At 74.4% G+C, this 15,078-nt stretch carries 15 protein-coding genes and 1 riboswitch; of the genes, 10 read left to right on the top strand and 5 right to left on the bottom strand.

Annotated elements, in window-relative coordinates:
• Positions 1–30 precede the first annotated feature (30 nt).
• Entirely contained in the window at positions 31–663 is a 633-nt protein-coding gene (locus tag AC1DWH_RS17025; RefSeq protein ID WP_477094686.1) for a hypothetical protein, read from the bottom strand.
• A 68-nt stretch (positions 664–731) separates the two neighbouring features.
• Here AC1DWH_RS17025 and AC1DWH_RS17020 point away from each other — a divergent pair, with 68 nt between their 5' ends.
• The gene (locus AC1DWH_RS17020) at positions 732–1,841 is read left to right on the top strand and encodes an N-acetyltransferase family protein (protein WP_477094685.1); all 1,110 of its coding nucleotides are present in this window, start codon (positions 732–734) and stop codon (positions 1,839–1,841) included.
• Here AC1DWH_RS17020 and AC1DWH_RS17015 read toward each other — a convergent pair.
• The 4 genes from AC1DWH_RS17015 to AC1DWH_RS17000 form a co-directional block, all read right to left on the bottom strand.
• The gene (locus AC1DWH_RS17015; protein WP_477094684.1) at positions 1,828–2,598 is read right to left on the bottom strand and encodes a hypothetical protein; all 771 of its coding nucleotides are present in this window, start codon (positions 2,596–2,598) and stop codon (positions 1,828–1,830) included. The two genes, AC1DWH_RS17020 and AC1DWH_RS17015, sit on opposite strands and share 14 nt — an antisense overlap.
• A gap of 68 nt (positions 2,599–2,666) precedes the next feature.
• On the bottom strand, positions 2,667–3,650 hold the full coding sequence (locus tag AC1DWH_RS17010; protein ID WP_477094683.1) for an ABC transporter ATP-binding protein: 984 nt from the start codon (positions 3,648–3,650) through the stop codon (positions 2,667–2,669).
• Positions 3,647–5,386: an ABC transporter permease gene (locus tag AC1DWH_RS17005; protein WP_477094682.1), complete on the bottom strand. Its 1,740-nt coding sequence runs from the start codon at positions 5,384–5,386 to the stop codon at positions 3,647–3,649. Before AC1DWH_RS17005 ends, AC1DWH_RS17010 begins: the two co-directional genes overlap by 4 nt.
• Before the next feature lie 7 nt (positions 5,387–5,393).
• The gene (locus AC1DWH_RS17000) at positions 5,394–6,434 is read right to left on the bottom strand and encodes a thiamine ABC transporter substrate-binding protein (protein WP_477094681.1); all 1,041 of its coding nucleotides are present in this window, start codon (positions 6,432–6,434) and stop codon (positions 5,394–5,396) included.
• A 75-nt stretch (positions 6,435–6,509) separates the two neighbouring features.
• Positions 6,510–6,625, bottom strand: a riboswitch (TPP riboswitch).
• Between the two features lie 107 nt (positions 6,626–6,732).
• Here AC1DWH_RS17000 and AC1DWH_RS16995 point away from each other — a divergent pair.
• The 9 genes from AC1DWH_RS16995 to AC1DWH_RS16955 all read left to right on the top strand — a co-directional run bounded on the left by AC1DWH_RS16995 (position 6,733) and on the right by AC1DWH_RS16955 (position 15,075).
• On the top strand, positions 6,733–8,193 hold the full coding sequence (locus tag AC1DWH_RS16995; RefSeq protein ID WP_477094680.1) for a TRAP transporter substrate-binding protein: 1,461 nt from the start codon (positions 6,733–6,735) through the stop codon (positions 8,191–8,193).
• An 80-nt stretch (positions 8,194–8,273) separates the two neighbouring features.
• Positions 8,274–9,743, top strand: a complete 1,470-nt coding sequence (locus AC1DWH_RS16990) for a TRAP transporter substrate-binding protein (RefSeq protein ID WP_477094679.1) — start codon at positions 8,274–8,276, stop codon at positions 9,741–9,743.
• Positions 9,743–10,090, top strand: a complete 348-nt coding sequence (locus AC1DWH_RS16985; RefSeq protein WP_477094678.1) for a response regulator — start codon at positions 9,743–9,745, stop codon at positions 10,088–10,090. The genes AC1DWH_RS16990 and AC1DWH_RS16985 overlap by 1 nt, the downstream gene beginning before the upstream one ends.
• Positions 10,087–11,601, top strand: a complete 1,515-nt coding sequence (locus AC1DWH_RS16980) for a sensor histidine kinase (protein WP_477094677.1) — start codon at positions 10,087–10,089, stop codon at positions 11,599–11,601. Before AC1DWH_RS16985 ends, AC1DWH_RS16980 begins: the two co-directional genes overlap by 4 nt.
• Positions 11,598–13,148 carry a sensor histidine kinase gene (locus AC1DWH_RS16975; RefSeq protein ID WP_477094676.1) on the top strand — a complete coding sequence of 517 codons (1,551 nt, stop codon included), beginning with the start codon at positions 11,598–11,600 and terminating at the stop codon, positions 13,146–13,148. Before AC1DWH_RS16980 ends, AC1DWH_RS16975 begins: the two co-directional genes overlap by 4 nt.
• On the top strand, positions 13,139–13,789 hold the full coding sequence (locus tag AC1DWH_RS16970; RefSeq protein WP_477094675.1) for a response regulator transcription factor: 651 nt from the start codon (positions 13,139–13,141) through the stop codon (positions 13,787–13,789). Before AC1DWH_RS16975 ends, AC1DWH_RS16970 begins: the two co-directional genes overlap by 10 nt.
• A gap of 65 nt (positions 13,790–13,854) precedes the next feature.
• Positions 13,855–14,145, top strand: coding sequence for a DUF4235 domain-containing protein (locus tag AC1DWH_RS16965; protein WP_477094674.1), 291 nt, complete (start codon positions 13,855–13,857; stop codon positions 14,143–14,145).
• A gap of 85 nt (positions 14,146–14,230) precedes the next feature.
• On the top strand, positions 14,231–14,650 hold the full coding sequence (locus tag AC1DWH_RS16960; RefSeq protein WP_477094673.1) for an SRPBCC family protein: 420 nt from the start codon (positions 14,231–14,233) through the stop codon (positions 14,648–14,650).
• Positions 14,647–15,075: a MarR family winged helix-turn-helix transcriptional regulator gene (locus AC1DWH_RS16955; RefSeq protein ID WP_477094672.1), complete on the top strand. Its 429-nt coding sequence runs from the start codon at positions 14,647–14,649 to the stop codon at positions 15,073–15,075. The genes AC1DWH_RS16960 and AC1DWH_RS16955 overlap by 4 nt, the downstream gene beginning before the upstream one ends.
• Positions 15,076–15,078: the final 3 nt, after the last annotated feature.

Below are 15,078 nucleotides of genomic sequence, written 5' to 3'. Positions count from 1 at the left end.
CGACATGGGCGCGCGAGAGCGCGGACCGCGTCAGGCGGCCGCCGCCACCTCGCGCTCCCAGCCGTCGGCGGTCTGGTGGAACCCGACCCGCTCGAGGTAGCTGCGCGACTCGCTGACGGGCGCCCCGCCGATCACGAGGCGCCGGAACCCGTGGGCGGCGAACACCCCGCTGTCCCGGTACACGAACTCCCCGGGCGTGAAGTCGCGGTAGCGGGGGGTGACGTAGTCGAGGTCGACGCGGCCGACCCCGGAGCCGGCGGCGCGCACGACGACGGCGCCGACCAGCTCGTCGCCGCGGACGACGACGAAGGACGCGGACGGCGCGGGGTCGACGGCGGCGAACGCGGGGTGGAAGCGGGCGATGTCGGGGGCGTGGGTGTCGAGGAGGTGGAGCAGGACGGCGTCGTCGGACGGGACCTCGAGCACGCCGTACACCTGCTCGTCGTGCCGCTCGCGCAGGAGCCGGACCAGCCAGTAGACGTCGATGACGGCGATGACGGCGTTCATCACGGCGAACGGCCAGATGCCGACGATGGTGTTGTAGACCGTGGCTATCAGTGCCCCGGCGAGGTTCAGCACCCGGAAGCGCAGCACGCGCGCCTGGGCGAGCGAGACGATGACCAGCAGCGAGCCGATCCAGCCGACGACCTCGAGCCACACCATCTCGTGAGACTAGCGACGGGTCGGTAAAGGTCTCGCGCCCCGGACGGCTGCAGGGGGATGGTGGACACATGACGACGTGGTCGATCCGTGAGGTGCCGGTCTCCGACTCGGTGGACGCCCCCGACACGTGGCTGCTGCACGGCTACACGGCGGCGCTGAACGAGGTCCTGCTCGACTCGTGGGGCAACGGCGACTTCGAGCGCACCGCGCAGGAGGTGCTGGGGTCGCTGCACGACCAGCGCTACGACCGCAAGCCGCGCTGGGTTGCCGTGCGCGACGACGACGCCGACACCCCGGACCCCGACCGCGTGCTGGGGTACGCGGCCGCGAACCTGCCGCTGCAGGACAACACGCACACGGCCCACGTCGACTTCGGCGTCCGGCCGGCGCACCGCGGCGCGGGCATCGGCACGGCGTTGTTCGACACGGCGGAGGCGACCGTCCGCGCGGACGGCCGGACCAACCTGACGATCTCGGTGGACCAGCGGGTCGAGCCGCCGGAGGGCCCGGACACGCTGCCCGCCACGACCGGCTCCGGCCGGGTGTCGACCACGTCCCCGGGCACGCAGTTCGCGCTGGAGCGCGGCTTCGAGCTGGCGCAGGTGGCGCGCTACTCGCGGTTCGACCTGCCGTTCGAACCCGCGTTCATCGCGGAGCACCGCGCGCAGGCCGAGGCGAAGGCCGGCCCCGACTACGGCATCGTGACGTGGCGCGGCTCGGCACCGGACGAGTGGGTCGACCAGTTCGCGCTGCTCAACACGCGGATGAGCACGGACGCGCCGCTCGGTGGCCTGGACCTCAAGGAGGACGTCTGGGACGCGGAGCGGATCCGCACGACCGAGAAGCAGTTCGAGGAGCGGGGCATCGAGCTGCTGGTGCTGGCCGCCGAGCACCTGCCGACGCACACGCTCGCCGCGTACACGGCGTTCATGGCGGTGCCCAACACCGACGAGTTCGTGCACCAGCACGACACGCTCGTGCTGAAGGAGCACCGCGGCAGGCGCCTCGGCATGCTGGTCAAGACGGCGAACCTGCAGCGGCTCGCGCAGGAGCTGCCGAAGGTCCGGCGCATCGGCACGTGGAACGCCGAGGAGAACTCCTACATGCTCTCGATCAACGTGGCGCTCGGGTTCCGGCCCGCGGGCGGCGCCGGGGAGTGGCAGCTCAAGCTGACCTGACTCGGTCCGGGTGCGGCATCGCCTGCGACCACCAACGGCCCCACCGCTCCTGCACCTGACCGAACGTGACGTCGTCCAGGCCGTACGTGGACAGGATCGCGTCGACGGTGCCGTGCGGCGGGGTGTGGGCCGCGGGCGTCTCCATGAGCACGAGGTACATCTCGGAGATCCCGTGCAGCCGCAGCCCGATCTGCAGGGGCGTCACGTAGTCGAGGGTGCCGCCGAGCAGGGTGCCGTCGGGCCGCCGAGCCTGCACGTGGCCGCCGATGGGCACCCCGCGGACGCCGACGAGCCCCGCGCGGTCGAGCAGGCGGTCGTCGCGCTCGCCGGCGGGCAGCCCGAAGCTGCTGAGCGTGCGGCGCTCCTGGTCGGGGTGCACGGTGACGGCGAAGCGCAGCTGGTGGGCGAAGGCGATCCAGCCCTCGTCCGCCTCGTCGCGCACCCCGTCGAACGACGAGGTGCCCTCGTGGCTGCGCCGCGTGATGGTCAGGTGGGTGTGCTGGGGCTCGTGCACGGCGGAGCGCAGCGTGAGCGTGTCGTGGTGCGGCCAGTGGAGCTCGTGGATCGTCTCGTCGCCGATGACGTCCTGCCGCTCGGTCGGTCCGTCGGCGAAGATCTCCTGGATCTGCGCGTTCAGCCCGTCGTGGTCCCAGCCGAACCACCGGCGCACCAGGTCCGGCTCGCGCAGGTGCTTCCAGACCGTGCCCAGCGGGACGGCGATGTCGATCGACACGATCTGTCGGAGCTCCAGCGTCATCGCCATCACCTCGGTACTCGCACCACCCGGATGCTTCCGACCGTAGTCCGGCGACGCCCGGCGCGCGATCAGTCGAGCGGCAGCACTGCGAGCGCGTCGGGCTCGACGCCGAGCTCCACCACGTCGCCGACGTTCCACCGCCCGCCCACCGGGCCGAGGGCCGTCACGACGCCGATCCCGTCCACCTCGACGCGCACCTCGGACCGCCCGCGGCGCGACGTCACCGCCCGGACGGCCCCCTTGGCCACCCCGCTGCGGCCGACGACGAACGCCCCCTCGGCGAGGGCGAGGGTGGCCGAGCCAGGGGGCCGACCGAGCGCGTCGCGCAACGGCGCGGCGGCCGGGCTGTCCAGCGGGACGAACGCCTCGTAGCCCAGGAACGAGGCGACCTCACGGGTGGCCGGGCGGGTCCACAGGTCGGCCGGCGCGTCGACCTGGAGCAGGCGGCCCGCGGACATCACGGCGACGCGGTCGGCCACGGCGAAGGCCTCGTCCTGGTCGTGCGTCACGAACACGGCGGTGGTTCCGGTGGCGACGAGGGCCGCGCGCAGGTCGACGGCGAGGCGCTCGCGCAGGGAGCGGTCCAGGGCTGACAGCGGCTCGTCGAGCAGCAGCAGCCGCGGCTCCGGGGCCAGGGCGCGGGCCAGGGCGACGCGCTGGCGCTCACCGCCGGAGAGGGTCGCGACGGCGCGGGACTCGTAGCCGGACAGACCCACCAGCTCGAGCAGCGGCGAGACCGTCGCCCCGCGCGGCAGCCCGTAGGCGACGTTCCCGCCGACCGACCGGTGCGCGAACAGCTGCCCGTCCTGGAACATCAGCCCGAACCCGCGACGGTGCACGGGCACGCCGGCGAGCGAGGACCCGCCCCAGGAGACCGTGCCGGACGCGAGGGGCTCGAGCCCGGCCACCGCGCGCAGCAGCGACGACTTCCCGCAGCCCGACGGGCCGAGCAGGGCGACGACCGACCCGGGGGCGACGTCGAGCGTGACCCGGTCCACCGCGACCGCGCTCCCGTACCGCACCGTGACGTCGTGCAGCGACAGACCGTTCACCACTCACCTCCGGCGCCGGGGGCGCGCAGTCGTTCGCAGGCCGCGACGATCCCCGCGGTGAGCACCGCGAGGACCACCGACGCGGCGAGCGCCATGCCGTACTGGTCCGGGCCCGGCCGCCCGATGAGCCGGAAGATCACGACGGGCAGGGTGGGCCGGTCGGGGCGGGCGAGGAACGACGTGGCGCCGAACTCCCCGAGCGACGCGGCGAACGCGAACCCGAGCGCGAGGCCGAGCGAGCGGGTGGCGATCGAGAGGTCGACGGTCCGCAGCACCCGGCCGGGGCCCGCCCCCAGGGTCGCCGCGGCCTCCCGCAGCCGGGGGTCGACGGCCCGCAGCACGGGCAGCACGGTCCGCACGACGAGGGGCACGGCGACGACAGCCTGCGCGATCGGCACCAGGATCGGGCTGGTCCGCAGGTCGACCGGCAGCCCGAACGGGTGGTGCATGGACAGCAGGAACCCGAACCCGACGGTCACCGCCGAGACGCCCAGCGGCAGCATGAACAGCGCGTCCAGCCCGGCGACGGCGCGCCGACCGACCGCCCGCCGGGGCCGTCGGGACACCACGAGCGCGACGAGCCCGCCGACGACCAGCGCGATCACCGTGGCGTCGAGCGCCACCCGCAGGGAGTTCAGCGTCGCCTGCCAGACGGTCACGGTCAGCGAGCCGCCGGTGGTCCCGAGGGCCGCGTAGTTGTCGAGCCCGAACCCGTCGCGGGTCCGCAGCGACCGGAGCACGAGGTTGACCAGCGGGAGCGCGAGCAGCACGACGACGACCGCGGTCACCGCCGTGGCGGCGAGCGTGAGCGCGTGCCCGTCGCCGGGCGGCATGCCGGCGGGCCGGCGCAGCCGCAGGGGCCGGACCGTGTCCACGTCGGTGCTCAGGGCCAGCGCCCGCTCCCGCGTGGACCGCGCGCGCCCCGCGACGATGAGCGCCCCGGCCACCACGACGAGCTGCACGACGGACAGCACGGCGGCGGCGCGCAGGTCGAGGAACTGCGTCGTCTGCACCCAGATCTCGGTCTCGATGGTGCCGAACTGCAGGCCGCCCAGCACCAGCACGGTCCCGAAGGCGGTCGCGCAGAACAGGAAGGCCAGCGACGCGGCCGACGCGATCGCCGGCGTGAGGGCAGGCAGCGTCACGGTCCGGAACGCGCGCCACGGCGAGGCCCCGAGGGCCCGAGCGGCTTGCTCGGCGCGCGGGTCGAGCCGCTCCCAGAGGCCCCCGACGGCCCGGACGACGACGGCGTAGTTGAAGAAGACCAGCGCGGCGACGATGGCCGCGAACGTGCCGTCGAGGTGCAGGAAGCCCAGCGGCCCGCCGCTGACCAGCAACGACCGGAACGCGACGCCGACGACGACCGTCGGCAGCACGAACGGCACGGTGACCAGCGCGCGGACCAGGGACCGACCCCGGAACGAGTGCCGATACAGCACGTACGCACCGGGTACCCCGAGGGTGACCGACAGCACCGTGCCCAGCACGGCCTGCGCGATCGTCAGCCCGATGATGCGCCAGGTCCGGGGGCGGGAGAACACGTCGGCGAACCCGCTGAGGTCCACGTGCCCGTCGACGACGAAGCCCTTGGAGATCATCACCACGACGGGCCACGCGAAGAACAGCCCGAGGAACAGCAGCGGGACCGCGACGGCCAGCGACCAGAACGCGACGAGGCGCGCCCGACCCGACGCCACGGCAACCGGGGCGTCGGGTCGGACGAGCGTCGTCGTCATCGCAGGGTCAGCCGATCACCGTGTCCGACCACTCGGTCAGCCACGCCTCGCGGTTCTTGGTGATGTCGTCCGGGGCCACCTCGAACGGGTTCGTCGCCAGCGGCGCGAACGTGGCCCAGTCGGCGGGCAGCGTCGCCGTCGTGCTCGCCGGGTACATGTACATGGACACGGGGATGTCGTCCTGGACCTCGTCGGAGAGCAGGAAGTCGAGCAGCTTCTGCGCGCCCGTCGGGTTCGCCGCGCCGGCCAGCACGCCCGCGTACTCGGTCTGCCGGAAGCAGGTGTCCAGCAGCGCGCCGGTGGTGGGCTCGGTGCCGCCCTCGGGGATCGTGTAGGGCGGGGACGACGCGTAGGACAGCACGATCGGGCGCGGGCCGTTCGCGCCGCCACCGGAGAAGTCCGTGTAGTAGGCGTCGGACCAGCCGTCGGCGACCTTGACGCCGTTGGCCTTCAGCGCGGTCCAGTAGGCCTGCCAACCGTCCTCGCCGAACGCCCCGACCGTGGCCAGCAGGAAGGCGAGGCCCGGCGACGACGTCACCGCGTTCGGCACGACCAGCAGGTCCTTGTACTCGGGCTTGGTGAGGTCCTCGAGCGTCACGGGCTCCGCGACGCCGTGGTCCGTGAACCAGGTGTGGTCGACGTTGATGCAGACATCGCCGTAGTCCACGGGGACCAGCGCGCCCTCGAACGCGTCCGTGGACGTGGTCGGCGCGACCACGCCCTCGTCGACGACGCGGGACGCGAACGTGTTGTCGACGCCGTACGCCAGGTCGCCCAGCGGCGCGTCCTTGGTCAGCACCAGCTGGTTGGCCAGCGTTCCGCCGTCGCCCGGCTGGACGACCTCGACCTTCAGGCCGGATTGCTTCTCGAAGTCGGCCAGGATGCCGTCGGACAGCGCGAACGAGTCGTGCGTGACCAGCGTGACGGTGCCGGACGACGAGCTGGGGCCTGGTTCGTCGGAGCCGATGGCCGAGCAGCCTGCCAGGGCCAGGACCCCGAGGACGGCGCCGCTGATGGCACTGGCGGTGAGCGAGTGGATCCTCGCCATGGGTGATGCTCCTCCTCAGTCAGAAAGGAGGGGGTCCGCGCAGGTCGGCGGGCGGACGCCCGACACGCACTGCGAGGACTGAGAAGCCCGACTCCCTACGCCGGTATCAACCGGATCAGGTTCGAGGGTCTGCGGTGGTCCGCACTCTCAGCGTCCAGACCCGTGGGTCCGACGCTCCCCTGTCGTTCGTCCGCGATCCTACGCCCGCGCGGTCGTGCGCGTTCTCCGCATCGACGGCCCGGCAGATGGGGTACCAGCGCGGATGGCCCGGCGCCCCGTTCTTCCTAGCGTCGCCGACATGAACCTTCACCGGATCAGCGGCCTCGCCGCAGCAGCGCTCCTCCTCGTGCCGGCCGGGTGCGCGACGCCCGCAGCAACCACGTCGCGCACGCCGGACGTGGTCACCCTGACGCTCGGGACCAGCGAGCCCGAGGGCCGTCCGACCGACGACGCGATGCAGGACTTCGCCTCCCGGGTCGCCGACCTCTCCCACGGCTCGATCGTCATCGAGCGCCGGTACTCGCTCGCCCCGGCCGACCACGACTGGGACCACGCCTTCGCCCAGGCCTTCCTCGACGGCGAGGTCGATCTCGCGATGGTGCCGGCCCGCGCCTGGGAGACCGTCGGCGTGACGTCGCTCGCCGCGCTCCAAGCGCCGATGCTGGTCAGCACCGACGACCTGCTCGACCACGTGGTCACCGGCGACACGGCGCAGACCATGCTCGACGGCCTCGGAGACGTCGACACGACCGGTCTCGCGCTCCTGCCGATCGGGCTCCGGCACCTCTACTTCTTCGGCACCCCGCCGACGACGGTCGCCGAGATGGCCGGGCGGGGGGTGCGCGGGCCCCAGTCGCCGACGGTCTGGGCGTTCCTGTCCGCCCTCGGCATGGACCCCGCCGACCCCGCGACGAGCAACGACTACGCCGAGGCCGTCCGGGCCGGGACGCTGGGTGCCGCGGAGACCACCTACGACCTCGCGCCGGGCACACCGGCCGCCGCCACGGCCGTCGGCAACCTCGTGCCCTATCCCTACGTGGTCACGCTGGCGGCGAGCGACGCCGCGCTCGCGGGGTTGTCCGGCGAGCAGCGCACGATCCTGGCCGAGGCCGCCGCCGGGACGCGGGACGGCCTGGTCGCGAGCCGGCGCTCCGACGCCGAGGCCGCCGCCGACTACTGCTCGGCGTCGCACCTCGCCGTGGTCGACCTGGGTCCGGACGAGCTGGCCGCCGCACGGCGCGCAGCCGAGCCCGTCTACGCCGGCCTCGAGAAGGACCCGGGCACCAAGGAGACGATCGCCGCGATCCGGTCGATCGACGACGGGCTGGGCAACCCGGGCCCCGACGCCGTCGCGTGCGACGGGCGGGTCGCACCGACGACCGAGCCGAACGTCCCCGCGCAGTTCCCGGAGGGGACCTACACCGCGGACGTCACCCCCGCCTTCCTGCGCTCCCAGGGCGTCGACGGGACGAGCGCCCTGGACAACGCCCAGACCTGGACGATGACCTTCCGGGACGGCACGTACGACGACGGCCAGTGCCCGGGCAGCACCTACACGGTCGACGGCGGCGTCCTCACGGTGACGCTCGGTACCGGCTCCGTCCAGGGCTGCGGGTCGGCGGCGGGGCAGGTGCTGTTCCTCTCGGGCTGGCACCTCGACGGCGACCAGATGACCTTCTCCGGGGCACGGTCGCCCGTCGACACCGGTCCCCTCATCCCGGCGCTGTTCGGCGCGCAGCCGTTCACCAAGATCGACTGATGGGACCTGTCCGAACGGTCGCCGTCGCGCCACGATGGGGTGCGACGGCGACCGGCCGTCACCAGCACGGGGGTCGCGTGGTGAGGTGTGCAGCGGTCGTCGCCGTGGCGCTCGGCCTCGTCCTGTCGACCGCCGCGTGCCAGGCCGCGGACGTGTCCCGCGCCGGTGGGGCGCTGCCGGTCGAGCGCCTGCGGATCGGCGCGCCGGACCCGGCGGGCCGGCTCACCGCGAACGCGGCCCACGTGATGGCGAGTCAGGTCGACCGGTTGACCGACGGCGGCGTGCAGCTGGTGCCCGTCGACGACGCCGTCCAGGACGTCGAGCACGACTTCGACAAGGCCCTGATCGACCGGGTGGTCTCCGGCGACCTCGATCTCGCCGTGGTCCCGACCCGCACGTGGGACCTGGTCGGCGTCACGAGCTTCGAGGCGCTGTCCACGCCGTTCCTCGTGACGTCGGGCCCCCTGCTCGACCGGGTGACGACGGGCCCGATCGCCGCCGACATGCTCGCGGGCCTGGCCGACTCCGGGACCACCGGCCTCACGATCCTGCCCGGCGGACTGCGCCACGTGTTCCGCGCCGAGGACCCGGTGATCGAACCCGAGGACTACGTCGGTCTGGCCGTGCGCACGCCGCACGCCCGCGTTCCCTGGTCGACGTTCTCCGCCCTCGGCGCCGAACCCGTGGACGCCAACGGGACGGTCGCCGCCGGCCTGGCCGACGGGTCGATCGACGCCCTCGAGACGACGTACGCGGTCGCCCAGGAGATCGCGGGGCCGACGACGACCGCCGGTGACGTGACGCCGTTCGCCTCGGCCTACACGGTCGTCATCAACACGGATCGGCTCGGCCGGCTCAGCGCAGAGCGGCGCGCGGCCCTCCAGCAGGCTGCCGACGCCACGCGCGCGTGGGTGGTGAGCACGGCGCCGTCCGACGACGACGAGGCGAGGGCGTTCTGCGCCGCGGGGTCGTCGGTCGTGATCGCCGGGCCGGCGGCGGTCCGGGCCCTGCAGGCCAGCACCGCCCCGGTGGTCGCCACCCTCCGCCGTGACCCCACGACCCGCGACCTCATGGACCGGATCGCGACTGCCGACGTCGCCCTGGGCAGCCCGCGGCCCGAACCGGCGCCGTGCGGCGGTACCCCCGTGACGGCCGGGCATGTCGTGCGCCCGCCCAACACCCCCGAGGCCTTCCCCACCGGCACCTACCGCCGCGAGGTCACGGCCGGGGACCTGGAGGCGATGGGCGCGACCGCGGTCGCCGCGGGGCAGCACGCCGGGGTGTGGACGCTCACGTTCACGCCGGACGGCGCCTACCTCGACGGCCAGTGCCCGGGCAGCACCTACACCACCGACGGCGGGGTGCTGGCGGTGACCCTCGGGCGCGGCTCGGTGACGGGCTGCGGCAGCGCGGCCGGTCAGGTGCTGTTCCGAGCCGGATGGACGCTGGACGGGTCCGACCTGACCTTCACCGGGGTCCGCTCCGGATCTGGGGCCGAGGACATCGTCTCCGCGATCTTCGGCGGCGGTCCCTTCCGGAAGATCGGCTGATGACCACGGTCCTCGTGGTCGACGACGCCGACGCGTTCCGCGACGCGGTGTCCGCGCTGCTCGAGTCCGACGGCTTCGACGTGGTCGGGCAGGCCTCGACGGGCGCCGACGGTGTCCTGCTGGGCGCGAGCCTGCGGCCCGAGATCGTCCTGCTCGACGTCCGGCTCCCTGACACCACGGGCTTCGAGGTGGCCGAGCTGCTCGCGCGGCTGGTCCCGGCACCCCGCGTCGTCCTGGTGTCCAGCGCGGCGCTGACCCGACGGCTCGACCCCACACTGGTGGTCGGCTTCGTGCCGAAGGCGCAGCTCACCCCGGCCCGCGTCCGCGCGCTGCTGGAGGCGGGATGACCGGGCGCGCCCGCGGTGTGCTCGGCGGGCTCCTCGGCGTGCTCCTCGGCGTGGTCGCCGTCCGGGCGTCGACGTCCCCGATGGTCTGGCTGCCCGATGTCGCCGTCGGCGCGGCCTGGTGCGCCGTCGCCGGCTGGGGGATCCCCCGGCACCGGCCGTTCGCCGTCCTCGCCGCGGGGGTCGCGCTCGCCTGGTACGCGGCGGACCTGTGGCCGGCGACCGTCTTCTGGCACCGGGCCGTGCTCGTCGCGCTGCTGCTCACGATGCCGGCCTGGTGGCCGACGACGCGCGTCGCGGGAGCGGCGGTCGTGCTCGTGGGCGCCGCGTCCGCGCTCGTGTCCCCGTGGGACTCGCCGCTCGGGGCCGTCGGCCTGTCCGCCGCGCTCGTGCTCGCCCTCCTGCTGGAGCGTCGGCCGGCACGCGGCCGACGTCGCCACCAGCGCACCACGGCGCTGAGGGCCGGCTGCGTGCTCGCCGTGACGTTCGTCGTGCCGCCCGCGGTGACCGCGCTGAGCACCGCGAGCTCGGCGCTCCCGGCCCTGATCGGGTACGAGGCGGTGCTCGTCGCCACCGCGCCGGTGCTCGCCCGGTCGCTGCGCGCGACGTCGGCCCCGCAGGCCACCGATCTCGTCGTCGAGCTCGGCGAGGCCGGCTCGGGCGTGCTGGTCGACGACCTGCGCCGCGCCCTGCGGGACCCCGACCTGCAGCTGTGGTCGCTCGACGAGGTCCCGGACGCGGACGCCGCGCCGGGTCGTACCCGGACGACCGTCGTCGCCGCCGGTCGGCCGGTCGCGGTGATCGACCACGACACCGAGCTGCTCGCCGAGCCGGCCCTGCTCGCCGCCGTCGACGACGCAGCCCGCCTGACGCTGACGAACGCGATGCTGCAGGCGCAGGTGCAGGCCCAGCTGGACGAGCTCACGCTGTCGCGGCAGCGCCTGATCACGTCCGCCGCGCGCGAGCGGGCGGACGTGCGCACCCAGATCGAGACCGGAAGCGGCGCCCGCATCCGGGAGCTCCTCGCGGAGCTCGCCGACCAGGACGACCCGCACCTGCGGCGCGCCGCGGAGCACCTGCGAGCCACCCGGGACGACCTGCGACGACTGACCCTCGGGCTGTCCCCGTCGGCGGCCTCGGACTCGCTCGACCGGGTCCTGCACGAGCTCGCCTCCGCGTGTCCCGTGCCGACGACGGTCGACGCGACGGACGTCCCGCTCACCGACGCGGTGCGCGCCGCGATCTACCTGATCTGCGCCGAGGCACTGACCAACGTGGCCAAGCACGCGCGGGCCAGCGCGGTCGCGATCGTCGCGCGGGAGCACCCCGGCGGGACGCTCGAGCTGTCGGTCGTCGACGACGGTGCCGGCGGCGCGGCGCGCGACCGGGGTGCCGGGCTCACCGGCGTGTACGACCGGGTGGCCTCGGTCGGCGGGGTGGTCGAGCTCGACTCGCCGACCGGGTCCGGGACCCGGCTCGTCGTCCGCGTGCCGGTGGCGGGGGGTCGGTCGTGACTCGCCGGGTCGTCACCGCCGCGCTCGCACTCGTCGTGGCCGTCGGGACCGCCGGACTGATCCCGGTGGTGGAGCCGCCCGCCGCCGCCGCTCTCTTCGTCGGCGCCGGCCTCGCGCTCGCGGCGGCGGCCCTCTCCGGTGCGCTCGTCACGGACCGCGCCGTGGTGACCGGACCGGCGATCGCCTGCGTCGCGTGGTGCGCCCCGCTGTGGGCCGTGTGGTTCGCCGGCCCGGCCCCGCTGCGCACCGCGGCCACCGTGCTGGCCGCACTGCTGCCGGCGGCGGTGCTCCACCTGGCGGTCGACCTCCGCCGGAGGTCGGGCTCCCGCCGGCTGTGGGCCGTCTACGGCACGCTGGCCGCGGTGTCGCTCGCCCACAGCCTCGTGGCGGACCCGTTCCTCGACCCCGACTGCCGGTCGGCGTGCGACGCCGAGACGTTGCTCCTGACCTCGTCGCCCGCCGCCGCCGGCGCACTGGCCACCGCCTCCCTCGTCCTGGCGGCCCTGGTCTGGATCGGCGCCGTGGCGGTCGCGGTCCGGGGTCTGCGCGGTGCGTCGCGACGCGCGGCGCTCCCGCTCGGGATGGTCGTCGTCGCCGGGGTCGCGGGCCTGGTGCCGCCCGCCCCGACGTGGCTCGCCGTCCAGGCGGCGGCGTTCGTCGTGCTGGGCACGGCGCTCGTCGTGGGATCGGGGCGCCTGGCGCGGCAACGCCGCGACCTGGGGCGGCTCGCGGCGCGCCTGAGCGCCGCGTCCGGCCCCGGGACGGTCGAGGCCGAGCTCCAGCACGTCCTCGGCGCCGGCGTCTCCGTCCGGTACTGGCTCCCCGGGTCCGACCGGTGGGTCCGCGCCGACGGTTCCGAGGCCCCCGGTGAGGCCGGTCCGGGCGCGACGGCGGCGCTGATCACCCGGGCAGGTCAGGTCGTCGCGGCGCTCGACGTCGCGGGCGACCCGCCCGCCGAGCTCGAGATCGGTCCGGCCGCCCGGGTCGCTCTGGACAGCGAACGGTTGCGGGCCGGCATGCTCGCCCAGCTTTCGCAGCTGCGCGAGTCGCGCCAACGCGTCGTCGAGACGGCCGACGCCGCCCGGCGGCAGGTCGAGCGCGACCTCCACGACGGGTCCCAGCAGCGGCTCGTCGCGGCCAGCTACGAGCTGCGACTCGCGCCGCCGTCCGCCCGGACCGCGCGATGGATCGACGGGGTGCTCGATGCCCTCACGGGTCTTCGCGCGCTCGCCCACGGCATCTACCCCGCCGTGCTCGCCGATGCGGGGCTGGCGCCGGCGCTCGAGTCGATCCCGGACGTGCAGCTCGACGCCGTCCCGTCCGGGAGGTTCGCGCCCGAGGTCGAGCTGACCGCCTACCTCCTGGTCGCCCGCACCGCGCAGCCCGGCTCCCGGGCCTCGGTGCAGCTCGACGGCGGCGAGCTGGTGGTGGACGTGGTCGGCGGCAGGCTCACCGACATGGACTCCTTGCGCGACCGCACGGGCGCGCTCGGCGGCAGCATGACGCACGACCGGGACGCGCTGCGGGCGGTGCTGCCGTGCGCGTAGTCGTCGCCGATGACAGCCTGCTGACCCGGGAAGGCATCGTCCACCTGCTGGGCGAGGCGGGCGTGGAGGTCGTGGGCCAGGCGGGCGACGCCGCGCAGCTGCTCGGCCTCGTCGCGACCCTGGTCCCCGACGCCGCGATCGTCGACATGCGGATGCCGCCCACCCACACGGACGAGGGGATCGTCGCCGCCGAGCACATCCTGCGGACCCACCCGTCGGTCGCGGTGCTCGTCCTGTCCCAGTACGTGGAGCCGACGTATGCGCTGCGCCTGGTCGAGGAGCGCCCGGAGGGCGTCGGCTACCTGCTCAAGGAGCGGGTGTTCGACGTCGCCGTCCTGCTGGACGCCCTGCGCCGGCTCACCGACGGCGAGACCGTCATCGACCCCGGGATCGTGTCGCTGCTCCTCGGTCGGCGACGGCCGGCCGACCCGCTCGACGACCTGTCGCCGCGCGAGCGGGAGGTCCTCGCGCTCCTGGCCGAGGGCCTGTCCAACCGAGGGATCGCGGAGCGGCTCGTGGTCAGCGAGCGGACCGTCGAGACCCACGTGACCCGCACGTTCGCGAAGCTCGGCCTGGCCGAGGAGCCCGCCGTCCACCGCCGCGTGCTCGCCGCGCTCACGTACCTGCGGTCGGCTCGCTGACCAGCGGGCTCTTGCGTCGCCGACTACGGTCGAACCAGACCCCGTTCGCCACCCACGGAGGACCCATGTCGGACGACAAGCAGAAGCAGTCCATCGTCGCCAAGCTCATCGGCACCCTCGCCGCGGTCGCCGCCGCATTCGCGGTCCAGCAGGTGCTCAACCTGGCGTGGAAGGCCAAGACCGGCCACAAGCCGCCGAAGGCCGACGACGAGGGCGAGGCGGGGCTGGCGGAGCTCGTCGCCGCGACCGCTCTCACCGGGGCGCTCGTGGCGGTGGCCCGGGTGCTGGCCACGCGCGGGACCGCCAAGTTCACCGCGAGGGTCGACGCGAAGCCGGACCTCGACCCGACCGACTGAGCCCCGCGGGACCGGCGCCGCTTCTCTTGCGGTCATTTAGTCTGTGCGCCTATAGTCGTCGCACGGACTAATGAGAGGACCCGCCATGTGGACCACCGAGCACACCGCCGACACCGCCCTTCCCCGGGAGACCGTCTGGGCCGCCCTGCGAGACCTGCACCGCGGCGCGCTGACCTACGACGGCGCCGACACCTTCGAGATGAAGGGACCGTTCGCGGTGGGCAGCACGGTGCTCGTCACGCCGGTCGGGCAGGGCACGTTCGAGTCGACCATCGTCGACCTGGTCGAGCCGACCACCTACGCCGACCGGACGTCGTTCGGGGACCTCACGCTCATGTTCCGGCACACGCTGGTCGAGCTCGAGGACGGGACCCGGGTCACGCACCGGCTCGAGATCGACGGGCCGTCCGCCGACGAGGTCGGTCCCGAGCTCGGGCCGCAGATCAGCGACGACTTCGACACCTCGATGGCCGCGCTGTTCGAGGCCGCCCGGGCCCGCGCGTGACCCGGTTCGCGGGCGGTCCCGCGCAGAGCCCGGGCTTCCTGCTGTGGCACGCGACCTTGCGCTGGCAGCGGGAGATGGCGGCGGCCCTGGCCCCGCTCGACCTCACGCACGTGCAGTTCGTCCTGCTCGCCTGCGCGTGGTGGGTCGAGACCCACGAGGGTGCGCCGAACCAGGTCCGCGTCGCCGCGCAGGCCGGGACCGACCCGAAGATGACGTCGGACGTCATCGCCCGCCTCGAGGCGAAGGGCCTGGTCCGGCGCGAGGTCTCCGAGCAGGACGCCCGCGCCAAGGTGGTCCGCGTGACGGACCGTGGCGCAGAGCTGGCGCGGCGGGCGATCGACGCGGTCGAGGCGGCCGACGCGGCCTTCTTCGCGGGCGTCGACACCGGCCCGATCGCGACTCTTGCCCGGTACGGGGAGCGCTGAGGC

The organism is Cellulomonas sp. P2_F12 (assembly GCF_056403775.1).
Note: the sequence above shows the minus strand (reverse complement) of the source record. Positions and strands in the feature narration are given on the sequence as shown.

What these genes read in the sequence shown, in the direction of transcription:
- AC1DWH_RS17025 (WP_477094686.1), bottom strand. Translation starts at nt 663, where the DNA reads ATGGTGTGGCTCGAGGTCGTCGGCTGGATCGGCTCGCTGCTGGTCATC.
- AC1DWH_RS17020 (WP_477094685.1), top strand. Translation starts at nt 732, where the DNA reads ATGACGACGTGGTCGATCCGTGAGGTGCCGGTCTCCGACTCGGTGGAC.
- AC1DWH_RS17015 (WP_477094684.1), bottom strand. Translation starts at nt 2,598, where the DNA reads ATGACGCTGGAGCTCCGACAGATCGTGTCGATCGACATCGCCGTCCCG.
- AC1DWH_RS17005 (WP_477094682.1), bottom strand. Translation starts at nt 5,386, where the DNA reads ATGACGACGACGCTCGTCCGACCCGACGCCCCGGTTGCCGTGGCGTCG.
- AC1DWH_RS17000 (WP_477094681.1), bottom strand. Translation starts at nt 6,434, where the DNA reads ATGGCGAGGATCCACTCGCTCACCGCCAGTGCCATCAGCGGCGCCGTC.
- AC1DWH_RS16995 (WP_477094680.1), top strand. Translation starts at nt 6,733, where the DNA reads ATGAACCTTCACCGGATCAGCGGCCTCGCCGCAGCAGCGCTCCTCCTC.
- AC1DWH_RS16985 (WP_477094678.1), top strand. Translation starts at nt 9,743, where the DNA reads ATGACCACGGTCCTCGTGGTCGACGACGCCGACGCGTTCCGCGACGCG.
- AC1DWH_RS16980 (WP_477094677.1), top strand. Translation starts at nt 10,087, where the DNA reads ATGACCGGGCGCGCCCGCGGTGTGCTCGGCGGGCTCCTCGGCGTGCTC.
- AC1DWH_RS16965 (WP_477094674.1), top strand. Translation starts at nt 13,855, where the DNA reads ATGTCGGACGACAAGCAGAAGCAGTCCATCGTCGCCAAGCTCATCGGC.
- AC1DWH_RS16960 (WP_477094673.1), top strand. Translation starts at nt 14,231, where the DNA reads ATGTGGACCACCGAGCACACCGCCGACACCGCCCTTCCCCGGGAGACC.